Raw genomic sequence first — 19,850 nt, 5'->3', positions numbered from 1 at the left:
ATGCCGGAGCCCGGCAGGTTGTCCTGCCGGGCTCCCGGGCGTACGTGTACGGAGTGCTCTGCGGGCCTCAGCTCGCGTTCGTCTCGATCACGCCGATCCGCTCCGCCGGCGTCTTGCCGACCAGCGCCTTGCCCATGGCCTGGGCGACGTCGGTCGGCTGGACCGGCGTCTTGGAGCCGTCGCCGCGCTGGATCAGGACGCCGTCGAAGACGTTGCCGTACAGCTTCTTGAGCTCCTCCAGGTTGTAGTGCACCTGGAGCGTGCCGTCCTTGAGCGCCTTCGTCTCGAGGATCTTCGGCAGCGACTTGGCCGGGCCGAAGGGGATCGACTTGGCGCCTGCCTTGATCGTCACGTTGGCGGACATGGCCGGCTTGGCGAAGGTGGTCATGAACTTGTCGACCTCGGCCTTGGCCACGGCCGGCTTGCGCGTGGTGACAGGCACCTGGACCGTGCCCGCGCTGCCCGTCTCGACCTGCTTCTTGTACGCCTGTGCGACGGCGGTCGTCGAGGCCTCGGGGTCGATGCCCTTGCCGACCTTGCCGTAGACGGGGACGGCCTTGCCGGGCTCGAACTTGACCGTGCCCTCCTGGGCCGTGCCCGAGCCGCCCGCGGCGCGCTCCAGGGCGGCCGCCAGCTTCTCCTCGTCGACGGGCACGACGGGCTCGACGACGCGCTGGCCGCCGAAGAGCGAGCCGACCACCGAGACGGGGTTGTAGTCGCTGCCCGCGGCCTCGCGGACGGTCGCCTGGCTGTCCACGGTCAGCCCGGCCTGGTCCGGCTTGAGCGCGACCTCCTCGCCGTCCACCGACAGCTTCAGGGGCTTGGTGACGCGCGCGTCGATCGCGGCGTCGAGCTTCTTGACGGCCTCGTCACGGGTGCCGCCGCCGATGTCGACGCCGAGCACGGTGGTGCCCTTGGGGACGTCGGCGTGGTTCATCAACAGGCCCGCGCCGTACGCCCCGCAGGCCACGACGACCACGGCGACCGCGACGAGGACCAGCTTGTTGCGGCCCTTCTTCTTGGGCGCGGGCGCCGGAGCCGCGGGCACGTCCGAGCGCACCGGCTCGGGCAGCTTCGGCGGGGTGTGCGGCACAGACCCGTCGCCCTGCGGTCCGGGCGGGAACGGGGAGTTGTCCTGCACGGGCGGCACGACGGGGATGCCGCTGGTGAGGGTCTCGCCGGAGACGTTGGCGCCGGGCGCGGGGGCGGTGGGGCCGCCGGGCACGGAGTTGGGGCCGCCGGCGCCGGGGACCGGTCCGCCGCCCGCGGGCGGACGCGGGCCGCCGGGCGGCGGCGAGACCGGGCCCGCCTTCTGCGGCGTGAGGATCGCGGTGTCGTCGCTCATGGCACCCGAACGGGGCGGGCGGGGCGCGGAGTTGGCGGGGCCACCGGGGGCGCCCTGGCCACCGGGGATGCCCTGGCCACCGGGAGCGCCGGGACCGCCGGAGGCGCCGGCCTGAGGCGTGGGCGGCGTCAGCGGGCTGTCGCCGGTGACCGGACCGCCGGTCGGGCCCGCGGGGCCTCGGGAGCCGTTCGCTCCGGCGCCCGCGCCGGGGCCGCCGGAGAAGTACGGGAGGTCGCCTCGGGACGGGTCGCCGCCCTGGGGGGCACCCGGGCCTCCCGAGCCGAGGGGGCCCGACGCGACGGCGCCGGACACGTCGAAGGAGCCGGTGCCGTTCGCGCCCGAGCCATGCGCACGCGAGCCGTTCGCCTCCGAGCCGTTCCCACCGGGAGCACTCGCGCCGCCGGGCATGCCCGCGCCGTTCGTCCCGGAACCGGCCGGGGCGGAGCCGCCGCCCGCGGACGCGCCGCCCGCCGGTTTGCGCGGCGCGAACCAGTCGCTCGTCTTCTCCTCGGCCGCGGCGGACGCGCCGCCCTCGGCCGGGGCGGAACCGGCACCACCACCCGTACCGGCACCACTACCGGAACCGGAAGCGGAAGCACCGGGCACGCCGGGCTCCGGGGCCCTGCCGCCCGCGCCTGCCGCGCCGCCCGCACCGGGAGCGCCGGGGACGCCCTGAGCGCCGGGAGCACTCGGAGCGGCGCCGTCACGGCGGCCCCCGTCGTCCCCGCGCGCGGACTCCTCGCGCCCGCCCTCGTCACCGACGGGCGTACGCATGACGACCGGCGGGATGGGCCGCGACCCGGGGATGTTGATCCGGATGCGGGTGGTCAGCGTGGTCTGGGTCTCGGGCTCGTCGGGCCGCTCGTCGGCGGCCTGCCGCCGCGCGCCGTCCGTGCCGCCGTCGGCGGCGGCGCCCTGCGCCGGGGAGCCGTACGGCGGCGTCCCCGAGGGGTATGCGGCTCCACCGCGCCCCTGGGGCCCGGCGGACGAACTGTCAGTTTCACGACTCAAGGCAGGTTCTCCTGGTTGACTCCGCCGCCCGTCTCTACCTCATCCGGGGTCCCCCCGGCCGGAGGTTGGGGGAGGCTCGGCGGCCGCACCACCATACTGGCCGCCGTCGACACGCATCCCGTGACCGGCGTCAAACCCGTGCGGGACGCGGGCCGAAGTGGTACGTCACTTGCCAAGTCGGGCGGCGGACCCGGTCGGTTGCGGCCGGTGCCCGAGCGTGGCACACATCACAGCCACGGCCATGCCGCCGAGCAGGAAGCCGTACGAGCCGAGGCCCGCGCCGAAGAGGAAGTCCCCCTCGGGTCTGGTGGCCGTGAGCAGCAGGACCGCCACGAGCCAGCCCGCGGCGGGCGCGACGGCCCCCGCTCTGGTGCCGATCGCCCGCGCGCCGCCGTAGAAGGCACCGGCCGCGCCGAGGAGCGCGAGCAGCAACCCGGCGGGGAAGAAGCCGCCTTGGACGAGCGCTCCCGCGACGCCGACGACGGCACCGAGGACGAAGAGCCCGATGCAGGCGACAACTCGCCCCGCCCTCAAGGGCTGTGCGAGGAAGCTGCCCGCGGGCGCGGCCGCGGCGGAAGCGGAAGGGTTGCCGGAGGCCTCGGAACCGGCCCCCGACGACGCACGGGATCGCGTACTCACAGCGCGGTCACCTCAGTCACATCAGTCACCCTTTCGAGGCCCGCGAAGAGATCGGTCTCACGGCCGGGCCCTTCCGTCGACTCCGCCGACCCCGCCGACGCTTCTCCCCGGACCAACTCGTAGTACTCCACGTCGAAGATCGGCTGCGCGAGCTCGTTGGAGAGGATGAAGAGCGGCTCGCTCACCGTGATCTGGGTGGCGTGGGCCCGCATGGCCGCCGCCTTGGCCGCCTTGAAGGGCCTGCCGTCGATCTCCGTCGTGATCCGCTCGTCGTCCGTGACGCCGGGGACGTCCGCGACGACGGCGGGCGTGCCGAACGGCGAGTCCCGCAGCACCCCCTCCGTCTCCATCCACCGGAAGCGCTCCTCGACCACGGTGCGCGGGGCGCGGTTCCAGTAGATCTTGCCGATGGTGTGCGGCTCGCCGAGATCGCCGCGGAAGGCGGGCTCGGCCGCGAGATCGGCGGCGCGCATGGCGACGCGGTGCGCCTGGATGTGGTCGGGGTGGCCGTACCCGCCGTCGGGGTCGTACGTCACGAGGACCTGCGGGCGGACCTCGCGGATCACCTCGACGAGATGCGCGGCGGCGTCGTCGACGTCGGCCGACCAGAACGCGCCGGGGCGGCGGTTCTGCTCGACGCCCATCATCCCGGAGTCGCGGTAGCGCCCGGTGCCGCCGAGGAAGCGGTGGTCGGTGACCCCCAGCTCCTTCATGGCGGCGGCCAGCTCCCCGATGCGCTGGGCACCCAGGGAGTCCTCGCGGTCGGCGGCGAGGTGGGCGAGCTCGGCCGGGATGACCTCGCCCTCCTCGCCCAGCGTGCAGGTCACCAACGTGACGTGGGCGCCCTCGGCCGCGTACTTGGCCATGGTCGCGCCGGTGGTGATCGACTCGTCGTCGGGGTGCGCGTGCACGAGCAGCAGGCGCCGGGCGGGCAGTTCCGTCATGGGACCACCCTACGAGCACCGCGGCGAGGGCTCAGAACATGGCGCCCCGCCGCTCGGAACACGGCACCCCGCCGCTCAGCACACGGCGGTCGTGCCGCTCAGAACTTGATGTCGCCGATCATCCCCGCCACGTTCGTCGTCAGCTCGTTGATGGTCGGCGCGACGGACGAGCTCGCCAGGTAGAAACCGAGGAGCATGCAGACGACCGCGTGCCCCGCTTTCAGACCTGACTTCTTGACCAGCAGGAAGACGATGATCGCCAGCAGCACCACCGCCGAAATCGAGAGTGCCACGGCGGTCACCTCCAAGTCGTTGCCGTAACCCAGTGCGGACGCCAGCAGGTTCATACCCACCAAGCGCTACGGATCATAACTATCCGTGTGGACGCATGACTCGGAGCACGGCAGCACAGGGGGGCGCATGAGCCATAGGCTCGGGGGATGACCACCGAGAACCCCGGAAATCCCAGGCCCGAAGAGAGCCCGGCGCAGCGGCTCTCCTTCCCGCGTCAGCACGCCCGCACGCAGCGGTTCACCCTCGGCGCGCCCCGTGCCTTCACCGTGGCGCCGGACGGTTCGCGCCTCGCCTTCCTGCGCTCGTCCTCCGGCACGGACCGGGTCCAGTCGCTGTGGGTCCTCGACCTCACGGACGGCGGTACCGAACGCGTCGCGGCCGATCCGCGGGTGCTGCTCGGTGGCACGGCGGAGCGTCTTTCCGCGGAGGAGCGGGCCCGGCGCGAGCGCAGCCGTGAGGGCGGCGCGGGCATCGTGGGCTATGCGACGGACGCGGCGGTGGAGTTGGCGGCGTTCGCGCTGTCGGGCCGCCTCTTCGCGGCGGAACTGCCCGCGGGCACGGCGCGCGAACTGCCCGCCCCGGGGCCCGTGATCGACCCGCGCCCCTCGCCGGACGGGCGCCATGTCGCGTACGTCGCACGGGGCGCCCTGCGGGTGACGGGGGCCGACGGCGCGGACGACCGCGCGCTCGCCGCCCCCGAGGAGGGCGAGGAGCCGACCGTGACGTACGGCCTCGCGGAGTTCGTCGCGGCCGAGGAGATGGGGCGCGCGCGAGGCTTTTGGTGGTCGCCCGACTCCGACCGGCTCCTGGTCGCACGGGTGGACGACGCCCCCGTGCGGCGGTGGTGGATCGCGGATCCCGCGCACCCCGACCGCGAGCCGGCCCAGGTCGCCTACCCGGCCGCGGGCACGCCCAACGCGGAGGTGCGCCTCTTCGTCCTCGGCCTGGACGGGGCGCGCACCGAGGTGCTCTGGGACCGCGCCCGCTTCCCCTATCTCGCGCGGGTGCACTGGTCGGCCGACGGCGCTCCCCTGCTCCTTGTGCAATCGCGTGACCAGAGCAGTCAGCTGTATCTCGCGGTGGATCCCGACGAGGGGGCGACGCGGATGGTGCACGCCGAGGAGGACGATCCGACCACAGGATGGCTGGAACTTTTCGCCGGTGTGCCGTGCTGGTCCCCCAGCGGCAGACTGGTGCGCATCGTTGACGAGGGCGGCGCACGGGTGCTTGCCTGGGGCGAACGCCCCCTGACGGGACCGCAGTTGCACGTCCGCTCGGTCCTGGACGTGACCGAGGAGGACATCCTGGTCGCGGCCTCGGCGGGCGCCGAGGCGGCCGAGGCCGAGACGGGCGAGGTGCACGTCTATCGCGTCAACGAACTGGGTGTGGAACGCGTCTCGCGGGAACCCGGAGTGCACTCGGCGGTCCGCGCGGGCGGCGTCACGGTCCTGGCGTCCGCCACCCTGGACCGTCCCGGCGCTCGGGTCCAGGTGCTGCGCGAGGGCAAGCAGGTGGCGACCGTCGCCTCACACGCCCAGCGCCCGGGGCTCACACCGCGCGTGACGCTCACCGAAGGGGGCACGCGGAGGATTCCGTGCGCCGTCCTGCTCCCCACGGAATACAAGGAGACGGACGGGCCTCTTCCGGTACTTCTCGATCCGTACGGCGGTCCGCACGGTCAGCGCGTCCAGCGTGCGCACAACATCTTCCTCACCTCGCAGTGGTTCGCCGACCAGGGATTCGCGGTGATCGTCGCGGACGGCCGGGGCACCCCGGGCCGCTCCCCCGCGTGGGAGAAGTCCGTCAAGAACGACATGACGATCACGCTCGACGACCAGATCGACGCGCTGCACTCGCTCGCGGCGACCGGGACGTACCCGCTCGACCTGGACCGGGTGGCGATCCGCGGCTGGTCCTACGGCGGCTACCTCGCGGGCATGGCGGCGCTGCGCCGCCCCGACGTGTTCCACGCGGCGGTGGTCGGCGCCCCGGTGACGGACCTGCGGCTCTACGACACGCACTACGAGGAGCGGTACCTGGGCGACCCGGCCAAGAATCCGGAGACGTACCGCCGCAACTCCCTGATCTGGGACGACGGTCTGGTCGAACCTGCGGAGCCGCACCGCCCGATGCTGATCGTGCACGGCCTCGCCGACGACAACGTGGTGGTGGCGCACTCGCTGCGGCTCTCCTCCGCGCTGCTCGCCGCGGGCCGCCCGCACGAGGTCCTGCCGCTGTCGGGCGTCACGCACATGACCCCGCAGGAGCAGGTCGCGGAGAATCTCCTGCTGCTCCAAGTGGACTTCCTGAAGCGGTCGTTGGGCCTGTAGCCGGAGGCGGACAGGCGACCGGCCGGGGAGACATGGCGCGCCCCGGCCGGTCTACGGCACCCGCACGGCCGTACGCCGTCCAGCGTGCCGCGTCCGTATATCGGTGCCGCGACGGCGGTATTACCCGTGCGTTAAGCGCCGCCCGGCCAGGGCACGACCTGCTTCTCCTCGGCGAAGTGACAGGCCGAGTCGTGCGCGGCCGGGCCCTCGACGAGCCGGAACTCCGCAGGCACCGCGAGCTCGGGGACCTCCTGCGCGCACCGCTCCCGCGCCTTCCAGCAACGGGTCCTGAACCGGCAGCCCGACGGCGGGTTCGCGGGCGAGGGCACGTCGCCGCTGAGGATGATCCGCTCCCGGTGCTCGCGCGCCTCGGGGTCGGGGACCGGCACGGCGGAGAGCAGCGCCTGGGTATAGGGGTGCGTCGGGTGCTCGTAGATCTGCTCGTCCGAGCCGATCTCGACGATCCGCCCGAGGTACATCACGCCGACCCGGTCGGAGATGTGCCGCACGATGGACAGGTCGTGGGCGATGAAGACGTAACTCAGGCTGAACTCGTTCTGCAGCTTCTCCAGGAGGTTCACGACCTGTGCCTGGACGGATACGTCGAGCGCGGAGACCGGCTCGTCGGCGACGATGACCTCCGGCCGCAGCGCCAACCCCCGCGCGATGCCGATACGTTGGCGCTGACCGCCGGAGAACTGGTGCGGATAGCGGTTGATGTACTCGGGGTTGAGCCCGACCACGTCCAGGAGCTCCTGCACCTTCTGCCGGCGCGAGCCCTTCGGCGCGACCTCGGGATGGATCTCGTACGGCTCGCCGATGATGTCGCCCACCGTCATCCGGGGGTTCAGGGACGTGTACGGGTCCTGGAACACCATCTGGATGTTGCGGCGCACCGCCTTGAGGGCCCGCCCGGACAGCTTGGTGATGTCCTCGCCCTTGTAGCGGATCTCGCCCGCGGTCGGCCGCTCCAGGTTGACCAGCATCTTCGCGACCGTCGACTTGCCGCAGCCGGACTCCCCCACGATGCCCAGCGTCTCGCCGCGGGTGAGCTCGAAGTCGACGCCGTCCACGGCCTTGACCGCGCCGACCTGCTTCTTGATCAGGATTCCCTGGGTCAGCGGATAGTGCTTGACCAGACCGCGGACCTGGAGGATCGGCTCGTGGCCCGAGGCGGAGCCGTGTGCGGCGAAGTCCGACTCGGCGCGCGCCTTGTCCATCAGCTGCCGCGCGGTCTCGCCCTCCTCCTCCAGCTGTTTCTTGCTCACATGTGCGCTGCCTTCACCGGGCCGCATCGATCGTCTCCTTCCAGAAGTGGCAGGCGCTCCTGCGGTCGGCGGCGAGGCCCTCGTACGTCACCTGCGCGAGCGGCGGCTCGTCGGTGCGGCAGACGTCCTGGGCCATGGGGCAGCGGGGGTTGAAGGCGCAGCCGGGCGGGATGTTCATGAGGTTCGGCGGCAGGCCCTTGATCGCGTAGAGGTCCTGGCCCTTCTGGTCCAGGCGCGGGATGGATTCGAGCAGGCCGCGGGTGTAGGGGTGCGCGGGGGCCCGGTAGATCTCGTGGACGGGGGCGCGCTCGACGATGCGGCCCGCGTACATGACCGCGATGGTGTCGGCGACGTCCGCCACCACTCCCAGGTCGTGGGTGATGAGGATCAGGCCCATGTTCATCTCGCGCTGGAGCTCCGCGAGCAGGTCCATCACCTGCGCCTGGACCGTCACGTCGAGGGCGGTGGTCGGCTCGTCCGCGATGATCAGCGAGGGTTCGAGCGCCATCGCCATGGCGATCATGATGCGCTGCCGCATGCCGCCGCTGAACTGGTGCGGATACTGACCGACGCGCTCCTTGGCGGCGGGGATGCGGACCCGGTCCATCAGCTCGACGGCCTTGGCCTTCGCGTCCTTCTTCGACATGCCCTTGTGGACGACGTACATCTCACCGAGCTGTTCGCCGACGCTGAGCACGGGGTTCAGGGAGGACAGCGCGTCCTGGAAGATCATCGCCATTCCGGCGCCGCGCACCTTGCGCCGCTCGTCCTCCTTGAGCTTGAGGAGGTCCCGGCCCTGGAAGAGGATCTCGCCCGCGGTGATCTTCCCGGGCGGGATGTCGAGGATGCCCATCACGGCCTGGGCGGTCACGGACTTGCCGGAGCCGGACTCGCCCAGGACGGCGAGGGTCTCGCCCGCGGCGACGCTGTAGTCGACGCCGTTGACGGCCTTGGCGACCCCGTCCCTGGTGCGGAACTCCACGTGCAGATCGCGCACTTCGAGCAGCTTGGCCGCCCCGGGCGCCCCGGGCGCGGCGGTCTCGGATGCCACGGTTGCCATGTACGCCTACCTCAGCTTGGGGTCGAGGGCGTCGCGCACCGCGTCGCCGAGCATGATGAACGCGAGCACGGTGATGGCGAGGGCTCCGGCCGGCCAGAGCAGCATGTGCGGGGCGTTGCGGATGTACTGGGAGGCGGCCGAGATGTCGATGCCCCAGCTCACCGTCGGCGGCTTCAGTCCGACGCCGAGGTAGGAGAGCGTCGCCTCGAGGGCGATGTACGTACCCAAGGCGATGGTCGCCACGACGATCACCGGGGCGACGGCGTTCGGCGTGATGTGGCGCAGCAGCATCCGGGAGTTGGAGGCGCCGAGCGCCCGCGCCGCCTGGACGTAGTCGTTCTGCTTGGCGGTGATGACGGAGCCGCGCGCGATGCGGGAGATCTGCGGCCAGCCGAGCAGCACCATGAAGCCGATCACCGGCCAGACCGTGGAGCTGGTCACCACGGACAGGAGCACCAGGCCGCCGAGGACGACGGGGATGGCGAAGAAGATGTCGGTGATGCGGGAGAGGATCGAGTCCCAGATCCCGCCGAAGAACCCGGCGAGCCCGCCGAGCACACTGCCGAGGATCGCGACGCCGAGCGTGGCGCAGACGCCGACGGTGACCGAGACCCGGGTGCCGTACACGACCCGGGTGTAGACGTCGCAGCCCTGCTCGTTGTAGCCGAAGGGGTGGCCGGGGGCCGAGCCCTTCTGGGCGTTGGCGAGGTCGCAGTCGAGCGGGTTGCCCGAGGCGATCAGCGAGGGCCAGATCGAGATGATCACCAGGAAGAGGATCACGAGCCCCGAGACGATGAAGATCGGGTTGCGCCGCAGATCCCGCCAGGCGTCGGACCACAGGCTGCGCGCCGGGGCCGAGGGCCCGGTGCCGTCGGGCCCGCCGGGGGCCAGGGAGGAGCCCTCGCTCGTGGCGAGGTCCATCGCGCCGCCCGCGCCGGTCGCGGCGATGGCGCCCTGCGGCTCGGTGGGTTCAGGCATAGCGGATCCTCGGGTCGAGTACGGCGTACAGGAGGTCGACGATCAGGTTGGCCACCAGGAAGACGAGGACCAGGACGGTCACGAAGCCGACGACGGTCTGCGTGCTCTGGCGCAGGATTCCCTGGTAGAGCTGGAAGCCGACGCCGTGGATGTTGAAGATCCGCTCGGTGACGATCGCGCCGCCCATCAGCGCGCCCACGTCCGTGCCGATGAAGGTGATCACCGGGATCAGCGAGTTGCGCAGCAGGTGCCGGGTGATGACGCGGCGCCGGGGCAGGCCCTTGGCGACGGCGGTGCGGACGTAGTCGGCGCGGCGGTTCTCCGCGATGGAGGTGCGGGTCAGGCGCGTCACGTACGCCAGGGAGACCGAGGCGAGGACGAGCCCGGGGATCAGGAGCTCGTTGAAGGGCGCCTCGCTCGACACCGAGGGTTTGATGACGCCCCATTCGACGCCGAGCAGCAGCTGCAGCACGAGGCCGGTGACGAAGGTGGGGATGGAGATCACGACGAGCGTCAGGAGCAGCACCACCGTGTCGACGGGGCGCCCGCGCCGCAGTCCGGTGAGCACGCCGAGGGAGATCCCGATGACGATCTCGAAGACGATCGCGACGACGGTGAGCCGGATGGTGACCGGGAAGGCGGTCGACATCAGCTCGGTGACCTTCTGGCCGTTGAAGGCGGTGCCGAAGTCACCGGTGAAGACGTTGCCCATGTACGTCAGGTACTGCTGCCACACCGGCTTATCGAGGCCGAACTCCTTCTTCAGCTGAGCGGCCGTGGCGGGGTCGCACTTGCGGTCGCCGCACAGGCCCGCGACGGGGTCGCCCATCACGTTCACCATCAGGAAGATCAGCAGCGTGGCGCCGAAGAAGACCGGGATCATCTGCAGCAGACGCCGGATCACATAACGTCCCATGGGGGCTCCGGAATTAGGGGGAGCGGCCGCCGGGCGCCCTCGGGGACCGGCGGCCGCTCCCGACGTCTCAGTTGACCTTGATCTGGTCGTACACGGGCACGCTGAACTGGTTCAGCGAGACGTCGGAGATCTTGTCCGAGTAGCCGGCGCTGCCGTTCTGGTACCAGAGCGGGATGTTCGGCATCACCTCGGCCAGGACCTTCTCGGCGTCCTGGAACTTGGCGACGGCCTTGGCGGTGTCGGTCTCGCCGTTGGCCTCGTTGACGAGCCGGTCGAAGTCCTTGTTCGAGAACTTGCCGTCGTTGGACGGGGCGTCGGTGAAGTAGTTCGGCTCCAGGAAGTTCTGGATCAGCGGGTAGTCCATCTGCCAGCCCGAGCGCCAGGCGCCGTCGAGCTCCTGCTTGGAGGCCTTGCTGCGGAAGTCCGCGAAGGTGCCGACGGGGTTGCCGACACAGGCCTTGTCGTTGCCGAGCGCCTTGTTGATGGAGTTGCAGACGGCGTCGACCCACTCCTTGTGCGAGCCGGTGTCGGCGTTGTACGTGACCTTGAGGGTGCCGCCGGGGATGCCGCCGCCCTCCTCGACCAGCTTCTTGGCCTGCGCGGCGTCGTACGTACAGGCGTCGCCGCAGAGGCCGGACTTGTAGCCGCCGTCCTCGCCGAGCACCGGCGAGGTCCAGTCGGTGGCGGGCGTCCGCGTCTTCTGGAAGATCGTGTCGGTGATCTGCTCGCGGTTGATCGCCATGGACAGGCCCTGGCGGACCTTCTCCATCCCCGGCTTCGTCCACTTGCTGTCGTAGAAGGGGAAGGCGAGGGTCTGGATGATGCCGGCGGGGGTGTTGATGTACCGGTCGCCGAGGTCGGCCTTGGCGTTCTTGAGCTGGGAGGCGGGGACGTCGTCGACGAGGTCGAGGTTGCCGGCCATCAGGTCGGTGTAGGCGGTGTTGTTGTCGGTGTAGACCTTCATGTCCACACCGCCGTTCTGCGCCTTGTCGTCACCGGGGTAGGCGTCCCACTTGCGCAGGGCCATCTTCGAGCCCTTGGTGTACGAGTCCACGGTGTAGGGGCCGTTGCCGACGGGCTTGGAGAGCCAGGCGTCGTGGTCGTCGTAGAACGCCTTGGGCAGCGGCGCGAAGGCCGGGTACCCGAGGGTGTCGGGCCAGGTGGAGAACTTCTGGGTGAGCTTGACGGTGAACGTCTTGTCGTCGACGACCTTGAGCCCGGAGAGGGTCTGGGCGGTCGGGTCGCCCTTCTCCGGGTGGACCTTGTCGTAGCCCTCGATGTAACCGAAGAAATAGGCGTTCTTCTGGTTGTTCTTGAGGTTCGCGCCGTAGTTCCAGGCGTCGACGAAGGACTTGGCGGTGATCTTCTCGCCGTTGCTGAAGGTCCAGTTGTCCTTGACCTTGACCGTGAAGTTCTGCGCGTCGTCGGTGTCGATCGACTCCGCGAGCATGTCCTTGGCCTCGCCGGTCTTCGGGTCGTACCGCTTGAGACCCCGGAAGATCATGTCGAGGATCTTGCCGCCCTGGACCTCGTTGGTGTTGGCGGGCTCGAGCGGGTTCTGCGGGTCGCCCCAGGACGAGCTGACGATCCCGGAGCCGTCGCCGCCACCGCCGCCGCTCCCCCCGCCACCACAGGCCGTCGCCGCGAGGGCGACGGCCACCGCACCTGCGGCCCACTTGGCGTGCGTGGCTCCACGCATGGAGTCCTCCTGTCCTGGAGCTGCCCCGCCGTCCGGCCGGTCCGCTCATCTGCGATACGTGAGCTTTCTCACTTACCGCCAAATATCGCCTCAGGAGGTATGAACCGCACATTTACCCCGCCCGTATGAGGAGGAGCCCATCCGGATGTACGCATTCCGAGACGCTGGCGCCCGCATATCGGACTCAATGCCCGGCCTATTCGGATATGCCATGAGTTGTCCATCACGCTTGATTACGCCAAGGCAATGTCAACGCCATGATTGAGCAAAGGTCTGGTCAAGGATCCCAAGAGCGACTCAAGGCGCCCCACGATTCATTGACCGCGTGGGAATCGCCTTGCGAAAGTCGCGCCTAGCCCGTAGGTGCTGGTTGTCCTGCGGATTCCTGATGACCCCTCCGGGCCTGGAGCGCCATGACCTCGCCAACTCCCGCCGCTACCGCCACGCTTGAAGTGACGGACAAGACCGAAGGCACGCCTTCGCCGCCCAAGAAGCAGGGCAGTGAGGGGCGTTCGCCGGGGCGGCTTGCCTGGATCCGGTTCAAGAGGGACAAGACGGGCGTCATCGCCGCGTGCGTGGTCATCTTCTTCTTCGTGATCGCCATCTGCGCACCGCTGGTCGCGAAGCTGTACGGGAAGGATCCGTACACGACGTATGGGCAGGACAGGCCGGATCTGCTCAACGAGTTCAGCCTGCCCATCAAGCCGAACGGCGGCATCGACAGCGAGTTCTGGTTCGGCGTCGAGCCCGGACTCGGGCGGGACGTCTTCACATACCTGCTCTACGGGATCCGCAACTCCCTGATGATCGCCGCCGCGACGACCCTCCTTGTCACCTTCTTCGGCATCGTCATCGGCGTGACGGCGGGCTACCTCGGCGGCAAGACCGACTACTTCATCGGCCGGGTCATCGACATCCTGCTGGCGTTCCCCTCCACGCTCTTCTTCATCGCCTTCTGGCCGGTGATGATCTCCATCTTCGTGGCACCGGACGAGAACACCCCGGCCTGGCTGACGGTCACCAGCCTCATCGCGGTGATGACGGCCTTCGGCTGGGCATCCATCGCGCGTCTGCTCCGCGGTGAGGTACTCGCCCTGCGCGAGCGGGAGTTCGTGGAGGCGGCGAAGGTGACCGGTGCCTCGCCGGCCCGGATCATCTTCAAGGAGCTGCTCCCCAACCTGTGGACGCCGATCCTCATCCAGTCGACCCTCGCGCTCCCCGCGTTCGTGACAGCCGAGGCCGGACTCGCCTACCTCGGCGTCGGGTTGAGCGAACCCACCCCTGACTGGGGCGTGATGATCCAGAACGGTTCGAAGTACTACCAGGACGACATCACCTTCATGCTCTTCCCGGGCCTGGCCATGGTGATCTTCGTCGTCGCCTTCAACCTCCTCGGCGACTCCGTACGCGACGCGCTGGACCCCAAGACCAAGCGTTGACACTCCCCCATCCGGCAACGGGCGACGGGGCCCACCGCCGGACCCATCCGCTGTCTCCAACGAACCCAGGGCAGGAAGCCATGTCCCTCTCTCGCAGAAACTTCGTCATCGCCACGTCTGTCGCGGCCGGTGGCTCCATGCTCCTGTCCGCGTGCAGCAGCGGCGGGGGAGGTGGCGAGGGCAAGGGCCCCGCCGGAGCCAAGGAGTACACGGGTGCCTCGGTCACCGTCGGCACCGCCGCGGACTCCAAGGGCCCGGCCCCCGAGGTCAAGGGCGCTCGCAAGGGCGGCACGATCTACGGCGTCTCCCCCGACGACCTCTCGCACCTCGACCCGCAGCGCATCTACTACGCGCTCAACTCGACCGGCGCGATGCTCTACGCGCGCTGCCTCACGGGGTACAAGACCGCGGAGGACGGGACCCAGAAGCTCGTGGGCGACCTCGCCACGGACACCGGCAAGATGTCCGACGGCGGCAAGACCTGGACCTTCACGCTGAAGGACGGTCTGAAGTGGGAGGACGGCAGTGAGCTGACCGTCGAGGACGTGCGCCACGGCTTCGAGCGCTCCTGGGCCAAGTTCATCACCGAAGGCGCCACCTACGCGCAGATCGCCCTCACCGGCAAGGACGACTGGCGCAAGGAGTACGAGGGCCCCTACGGCGGCAAGCACCTCGACGCCATCAAGATCGACAAGGCCAAGAAGACCATCACGTTCCACCTGGCCCAGCCGCGCTCCGACTTCAACTTCACGCTGGCGATGCACTCCTACGCCGCCACCCCGGTGAAGATGGACACCAAGGAGAAGTACGACAAGAAGCCGGTCTCCTGCGGCCCGTACCGGCTCAAGCACCGTTCCATCGACAAGTCGATGACGTGGGTGCGCAACAAGCACTGGGACCCGAACACCGACGCGATCCGCAACGCCTACCCGGACACCCACGAGTTCGAGTTCGGCACCGAGGGCCTGGACCTCGCGGACCGCCTCATCGCGGACCAGGGCAAGGACCAGTACACGATCACGATCTACAACAACGTGCCCGCCGAGCGCATGCAGAAGGTGCTCACGGACCCGGACCTGAAGAAGCGCAGCTTCAACGGCCTGCTCACCGGCGTCTACTACTACGCCATCAACTGCAAGCGCGTCACCGACCTCAACGTGCGCAAGGCGCTCAACCACGCCTGGCCGCTGGAGCAGATCCGCAAGATCTACGGTGGTCAGAACTCCGGTGACTACGCGACCACGATCCTCAGCCCCGACATCCAGGGCCGTGAGCAGTACGACCTCTACGGCAAGCTCAAGAAGCCCCAGGGCGACCCCGAGGCCGCGAAGAAGCTGCTGAAGAAGGCCGGCAAGCTCGGTATGAAGATCGTCTACGCCTTCCCGCAGAGCCCCACGTACGACAAGACCAAGGTCGTCATCGAGGCCGCGCTCAAGAAGGCGGGCTTCGACCCGGTCATCAAGCAGATCGACTCGACGAGCTACTACGACCAGGCCCAGCAGATCGACAACAACTTCGACGTGATGTGGTTCGGCTGGTCCCCGGACTGGCCCACCGGCTACACGCTGCTCCAGCCGCTGTTCGACGGCACCACCATCGCCAACGGCTCGAACAACGTCTCCCAGCTGGACGTCGACTGGGTCACCGAAGCGATCAAGAAGAACGTCAAGCTGGCCGACCCGAAGGCCGCCAACAAGGCCTGGGCCGAGCTCGACAAGAGGATCATGGAGGAGGAGGCGCCGATCATTCCCGAGATGTACCAGCGCCGTTTCTACCTGCACGGTTCCAAGGTCGGCGGCGCGCAGTTCGACCCGCAGTTCTCCGCGACCCTGATCAACAAGGTGTACGTCAAGGCCTGACGCCCGGCCTTAGCGGCGGGGCGGCCGCACCGGCTGCCCCGCCCCCGCTTCCCCGTCGGCATCGTCAGGAAACTTCTCCCATGTTCCGCTTCCTCCTCCGCCGCATCGTCGGCGGCGCGGCGATTCTGCTGATCATCAGCGCCATCGTCTTCGTTCTCTTCTACGCCGCCCCGCGCGATCCCGCGCGTCTCGCCTGCGGCAAGGTCTGTACGCCCGAGACCCTGGCGCTGGTGAAGCAGAACCTGGGGATCGCCGACCCTCTCCCCGTGCAGTACTGGCACTGGTTCGAGGGCCTGTTCGTCGGCCGCGATTACGCGACGTTCGGGAACTGCCCCGCGCCGTGCCTCGGCTACTCGTTCCGCAACAGCGAGCCGGTCCTCGGCACGATCCTGGACCGCTTCCCGACCACCGTTTCGCTCTCGCTGGGCAGCGCGGCCGTCTTCGTCGTCTTCGGTGTGGGCACCGGCATGCTGGCCGCGGTGAAGCAGGGCAAGTCCCTCGACAAGATCGCGTCGTCCGCGTCCCTGATCGGTTCCTCGCTGCAGATCTACATCGTCGGCGTGTTCGCCATCTACCTCTTCACCGACCAGCTCGGCTGGCTGGACAGGCCTTCGTACACACCGCTCACCGAGAATCCCGGTGCCTGGTTCTCCGGGCTCCTGCTGCCGTGGATCGTCCTGTCGGTGATCTTCACCGCGAACTACACACGTATGACGCGGTCGCAGCTTGTCGAGACCCTCAGCGAGGACTACGTCCGTACCGCGCGCGCCAAGGGTCTCGCGGCCCGCACCGTCTTCTTCCGGTTCGCCTGGCGAGGCTCCATGGGCCCGATCGTGACGATCTTCGGCCTCGACCTCGGTGTGCTCTTCGGCGGCGCCATCATCACCGAGAAGACGTTCAACCTGCACGGCATCGGCGAGCTCTCGGTCAAGGCCGTCAGCACCAGCGACCTGCCCATGCTGCTCGGTGTCGTCCTGGTGGCCGCCACGGCGATCCTCGTCTTCAACATCATCGTCGACGCGGTGTACGCCCTCATCGACCCGCGCGTACGCCTCGCCTAGGAGCCGGAACCCATGAGCACCCCCTTCCTCTCCGTACGCGATCTGCGCGTCCACTTCTCCACCGAGGACGGCGTCGTCAAGGCCGTCGACGGGCTCGACTTCGACCTGGACAAGGGCCAGACCCTCGGCATCGTGGGCGAGTCCGGGTCCGGCAAGTCGGTCACGAACCTCGCCATCCTCGGCCTGCACCACAAGGACAGCACCGCCATCGACGGAGAGATCCTCCTCGACGGGCAGGAGCTCCTCACCGCCACCGAGCGGGAGTTGGAGCGGCTTCGCGGCAACAAGATGGCGATGATCTTCCAGGACGCGCTCGCCTCGCTCTCGCCGTACCACACCATCGGCCGGCAGATCGGCGAGACGTTCCGCAAGCACACCGGCGCCTCCAAGAAGGAGGCGCGGGACCGGGCCGTGGAGATGCTGACGAAGGTCGGAATCCCGCAGCCGGACCTGCGCGTGGACGACTACCCGCACCAGTTCTCCGGCGGTATGCGCCAGCGCGCGATGATCGCGATGTCGCTGGTCTGCAACCCCTCGCTGCTGATCGCGGACGAGCCGACGACGGCGCTCGACGTGACGGTCCAGGCGCAGATCATGGACCTCCTGAAGGACCTGCAGCAGGAGTTCGGCACGTCGATCATCTTCATCACCCACGACCTCGGCGTGATCGCCGACATCGCGGACGACGTCCTGGTGATGTACGGCGGTCGGTGCGTGGAGCGGGGCACGAAGAAGGAGGTGCTGCGCTCGCCGCAACACCCCTACACCTGGGGCCTGCTGAGCTCGATGCCGTCCCTGGACGGTCCGGTGGACGTGCCGCTGTCGCCGATCCCGGGGTCGCCGCCCAGCCTCCTCAACCCGCCCTCCGGGTGCCGCTTCCACCCGCGGTGCGCTTTCACAGAGCAGGTCGGGGACGGGCGCTGCTCGGGCGAGCAGCCGCTTCTCGAGCTGTCCGAGGGCCGGGGCGCCGCCTGCCACCTCACGGCCGAGCAAAAGGCTGAGTTCTTCGCGGACTTCGCGGGCTCGCGCACCGACTGACGTACAAGAGACGGGATTTCACGACGATGAGCAGCACCACTCCCACTCCTCTCCTGGATGTCAGCGGGCTGACCAAGCACTTTCCGATCATGGGCGGGTTCCCGTTCAAGCGGAAGATCGGCGCCGTGCAGGCGGTGGACGGGCTCGACTTCACCGTGGCCGAGGGCGAGAGCCTCGGCCTGGTCGGCGAGTCCGGCTGCGGCAAGTCGACGACGGGCCGCCTGATCACGCGCCTCCTGGAGCCGACCGGCGGCAAGATCTCCTACCGCGGTCAGGACATCACGCACGCCTCGCGCAAGCAGCTGGCGCCGGTCCGCTCGGAGATCCAGATGATCTTCCAGGACCCGTATGCGTCGCTGAACCCGCGCCAGACGGTCGGAAAGATCATCTCCGGCCCGATGGAGGTCAACGGCATCAACCCGGCGGGCGGGCGGGAGGCGCGCGTGCGCGAGCTCCTGGAGACGGTCGGCCTCAACCCCGAGCACTTCAACCGCTTCCCGCACGAGTTCTCGGGCGGTCAGCGCCAACGCATCGGCGTGGCGCGGGCGTTGGCCCTGGAGCCCAAGTTGATCGTGGCGGACGAGCCGGTGTCGGCGCTGGACGTCTCGATCCAGGCGCAGGTGGTGAACCTGCTGCAGAAGCTCCAGAAGGACCTGGGGATCGCGTTCCTCTTCATCGCCCACGACCTTGCGGTGGTACGTCACTTCTCGCAGCGCGTGGCGGTCATGTACCTGGGCCGGATCGTGGAGATCGCAGACCGCGAGGACCTGTACGACAACCCGCGCCACCCCTACACCAAGGCACTCCTGTCGGCGGTCCCCGAGGCGACGGCGGACGACATGCCGCGCCGCGAGCGCATCCTGCTCACGGGAGACGTGCCCTCACCCGTCAACCCGCCCTCCGGCTGCCGTTTCCGCACGCGCTGCTGGAAGGCCACGGACAAGTGCGCGACGGACACCCCGCCGCTGGTCCAGATCGACGGCAACCGCGAAGGCCACCTGACAGCCTGCCACTACCCGGAGGACGGCGTGGAGTTGGCGGTTCCCGCGGCCCGCAAGTCCCTCTGACCGACGCTTCACTCCCCCCCCCGGACCTCCAACGCTTCCGAGCCGGGGCCCGGCCACCCCTCCGTGCCGGACCCCGCACGCCGGAACCGGCCCGTCCCACCCCCTTGACCCGAGCGGGACGCGGCCGGTTCCGGGCCGGGGGCCGGGCGGAACGAGCCTGGAGGATCATGCGGGTATGGAAATGCATCCCACCGCCGGCCCGCCGAGCGCGGTCCGGCTCACCGGGTACACGAAGGCCGACCAGGAGGAGATCCTGGGCGGCGGCGAGGACCCTTTCGGCGTCGCGGGGACCGGGCTGGCCTGGCTCCCCAAGGACGAGCACTTCGGCATCCGGTACGAGGAGCGTCTCGTGGCGCACGCCGGGCTCCTGCGGCTACCCGTCTCGGTCGACGGGACCGACACGGAGGTCGTCGGCGTCGGCGGCGTGGCCGTCGCCCCCGATGTGCGCGGGCGGGGACTCGCACGGCAGGTCGTCGCCGCCGCGCTGGACCACGCCCGCACCCTGGGCCCGGGCCACGCGCTTCTCTTCTGCCGCCCGCCGCTCGTGGCGCTGTACGAGCGGCTCGGCTGGCAGCCGGTCGACGCCGGCGTCGACGTGGAGCAGCCCGGGGACCGCGTGGTCGCCATGCCGCTGCGGACCATGGTGACGGCGCTGCACGACGGAGCGCGGTGGCCCTCGGGACCGGTCCGGCTGCGGTCGCTCCCCATGTGAAGGTGGGGGGACTGCAGAGAAGTCCCGCGGAAGGGGGCTCTCACCGGCGTATCGCGGAACTTTCCCGCAATCGCCCCCCTTTACCTGGCCGGGCGGGGAGGCTGCCAGGGCTGGCCGTTCGGGCCCGCCGAGTCGGCTGGCAGGTCCTGCGCCGACGGCCTCTCCATCGTCGCGCCGTCCGTTACTCGTC

At 69.7% G+C, this 19,850-nt stretch carries 16 protein-coding genes; 7 read left to right on the top strand and 9 right to left on the bottom strand.

Annotated elements, in window-relative coordinates; translation table 11 throughout:
• Window positions 1-67 precede the first annotated feature (67 nt).
• The 4 genes from AB0B50_RS10260 to AB0B50_RS10245 all read right to left on the bottom strand — a co-directional run bounded on the left by AB0B50_RS10260 (window position 68) and on the right by AB0B50_RS10245 (window position 4,232).
• A complete protein-coding gene (locus AB0B50_RS10260; protein WP_362328376.1) occupies window positions 68-2,356 on the bottom strand; it encodes a hypothetical protein in 2,289 nt (762 codons plus the stop codon).
• A 165-nt stretch (window positions 2,357-2,521) separates the two neighbouring features.
• Entirely contained in the window at window positions 2,522-2,890 is a 369-nt protein-coding gene (locus AB0B50_RS10255) for a DUF6113 family protein (protein WP_362329147.1), read from the bottom strand.
• A gap of 101 nt (window positions 2,891-2,991) precedes the next feature.
• Window positions 2,992-3,939, bottom strand: coding sequence for an N-acetyl-1-D-myo-inositol-2-amino-2-deoxy-alpha-D-glucopyranoside deacetylase (mshB, locus tag AB0B50_RS10250; protein ID WP_362328374.1), 948 nt, complete (start codon window positions 3,937-3,939; stop codon window positions 2,992-2,994).
• 98 nt (window positions 3,940-4,037) lie between these two features.
• The gene (locus AB0B50_RS10245; protein ID WP_362329145.1) at window positions 4,038-4,232 is read right to left on the bottom strand and encodes a hypothetical protein; all 195 of its coding nucleotides are present in this window, start codon (window positions 4,230-4,232) and stop codon (window positions 4,038-4,040) included.
• 147 nt (window positions 4,233-4,379) lie between these two features.
• On the opposite strand from AB0B50_RS10245, the gene AB0B50_RS10240 reads away from it, so the two are divergent.
• Window positions 4,380-6,563 (top strand): prolyl oligopeptidase family serine peptidase, encoded by a 2,184-nt coding sequence (locus tag AB0B50_RS10240; RefSeq protein WP_362328372.1) that lies wholly within the window; start codon window positions 4,380-4,382, stop codon window positions 6,561-6,563.
• Window positions 6,564-6,694: 131 nt separating this feature from the next.
• On the opposite strand, the gene AB0B50_RS10235 is transcribed toward AB0B50_RS10240, so the two are convergent.
• The 5 genes from AB0B50_RS10235 to AB0B50_RS10215 form a co-directional block, all read right to left on the bottom strand.
• Window positions 6,695-7,783: a dipeptide ABC transporter ATP-binding protein gene (locus tag AB0B50_RS10235; protein ID WP_362329143.1), complete on the bottom strand. Its 1,089-nt coding sequence runs from the start codon at window positions 7,781-7,783 to the stop codon at window positions 6,695-6,697.
• Window positions 7,784-7,844: 61 nt separating this feature from the next.
• Complete coding sequence (locus AB0B50_RS10230; RefSeq protein ID WP_362328370.1) at window positions 7,845-8,891, bottom strand: ABC transporter ATP-binding protein; 1,047 nt, start codon at window positions 8,889-8,891, stop codon at window positions 7,845-7,847.
• 6 nt (window positions 8,892-8,897) lie between these two features.
• Window positions 8,898-9,869 carry an ABC transporter permease gene (locus AB0B50_RS10225; protein WP_362328368.1) on the bottom strand — a complete coding sequence of 324 codons (972 nt, stop codon included), beginning with the start codon at window positions 9,867-9,869 and terminating at the stop codon, window positions 8,898-8,900.
• Window positions 9,862-10,785 (bottom strand): ABC transporter permease, encoded by a 924-nt coding sequence (locus AB0B50_RS10220; protein WP_362328366.1) that lies wholly within the window; start codon window positions 10,783-10,785, stop codon window positions 9,862-9,864. The genes AB0B50_RS10225 and AB0B50_RS10220 overlap by 8 nt, the downstream gene beginning before the upstream one ends.
• A 67-nt stretch (window positions 10,786-10,852) precedes the next feature.
• Complete coding sequence (locus AB0B50_RS10215; protein WP_362328364.1) at window positions 10,853-12,484, bottom strand: ABC transporter substrate-binding protein; 1,632 nt, start codon at window positions 12,482-12,484, stop codon at window positions 10,853-10,855.
• Window positions 12,485-12,897: 413 nt separating this feature from the next.
• Between AB0B50_RS10215 and AB0B50_RS10210 the strand changes: the two genes are divergently transcribed.
• The 6 genes from AB0B50_RS10210 (at window position 12,898) to AB0B50_RS10185 (ending at window position 19,660) form a co-directional block, all read left to right on the top strand.
• Complete coding sequence (locus AB0B50_RS10210; RefSeq protein ID WP_362328362.1) at window positions 12,898-13,923, top strand: ABC transporter permease; 1,026 nt, start codon at window positions 12,898-12,900, stop codon at window positions 13,921-13,923.
• Window positions 13,924-14,003: 80 nt separating this feature from the next.
• Window positions 14,004-15,782: an ABC transporter substrate-binding protein gene (locus AB0B50_RS10205; RefSeq protein WP_362328360.1), complete on the top strand. Its 1,779-nt coding sequence runs from the start codon at window positions 14,004-14,006 to the stop codon at window positions 15,780-15,782.
• Window positions 15,783-15,862: 80 nt separating this feature from the next.
• The gene (locus AB0B50_RS10200; RefSeq protein ID WP_362328358.1) at window positions 15,863-16,843 is read left to right on the top strand and encodes an ABC transporter permease; all 981 of its coding nucleotides are present in this window, start codon (window positions 15,863-15,865) and stop codon (window positions 16,841-16,843) included.
• A gap of 12 nt (window positions 16,844-16,855) precedes the next feature.
• Window positions 16,856-17,881, top strand: a complete 1,026-nt coding sequence (locus AB0B50_RS10195) for an ABC transporter ATP-binding protein (protein ID WP_362328356.1) — start codon at window positions 16,856-16,858, stop codon at window positions 17,879-17,881.
• Window positions 17,882-17,907: 26 nt separating this feature from the next.
• Window positions 17,908-18,948 (top strand): dipeptide ABC transporter ATP-binding protein, encoded by a 1,041-nt coding sequence (locus AB0B50_RS10190; RefSeq protein WP_362328354.1) that lies wholly within the window; start codon window positions 17,908-17,910, stop codon window positions 18,946-18,948.
• Window positions 18,949-19,123: 175 nt separating this feature from the next.
• Window positions 19,124-19,660, top strand: a complete 537-nt coding sequence (locus AB0B50_RS10185) for a GNAT family N-acetyltransferase (protein WP_362328353.1) — start codon at window positions 19,124-19,126, stop codon at window positions 19,658-19,660.
• Window positions 19,661-19,850: the final 190 nt, after the last annotated feature.

The sequence above is a fragment of the Streptomyces sp. NPDC041068 genome (genome assembly GCF_040647455.1).
In the GTDB taxonomy this organism is placed as follows: Bacteria; Actinomycetota; Actinomycetes; order Streptomycetales; family Streptomycetaceae; genus Streptomyces.
This window is presented reverse-complemented; position numbering and strand designations above follow the sequence as displayed.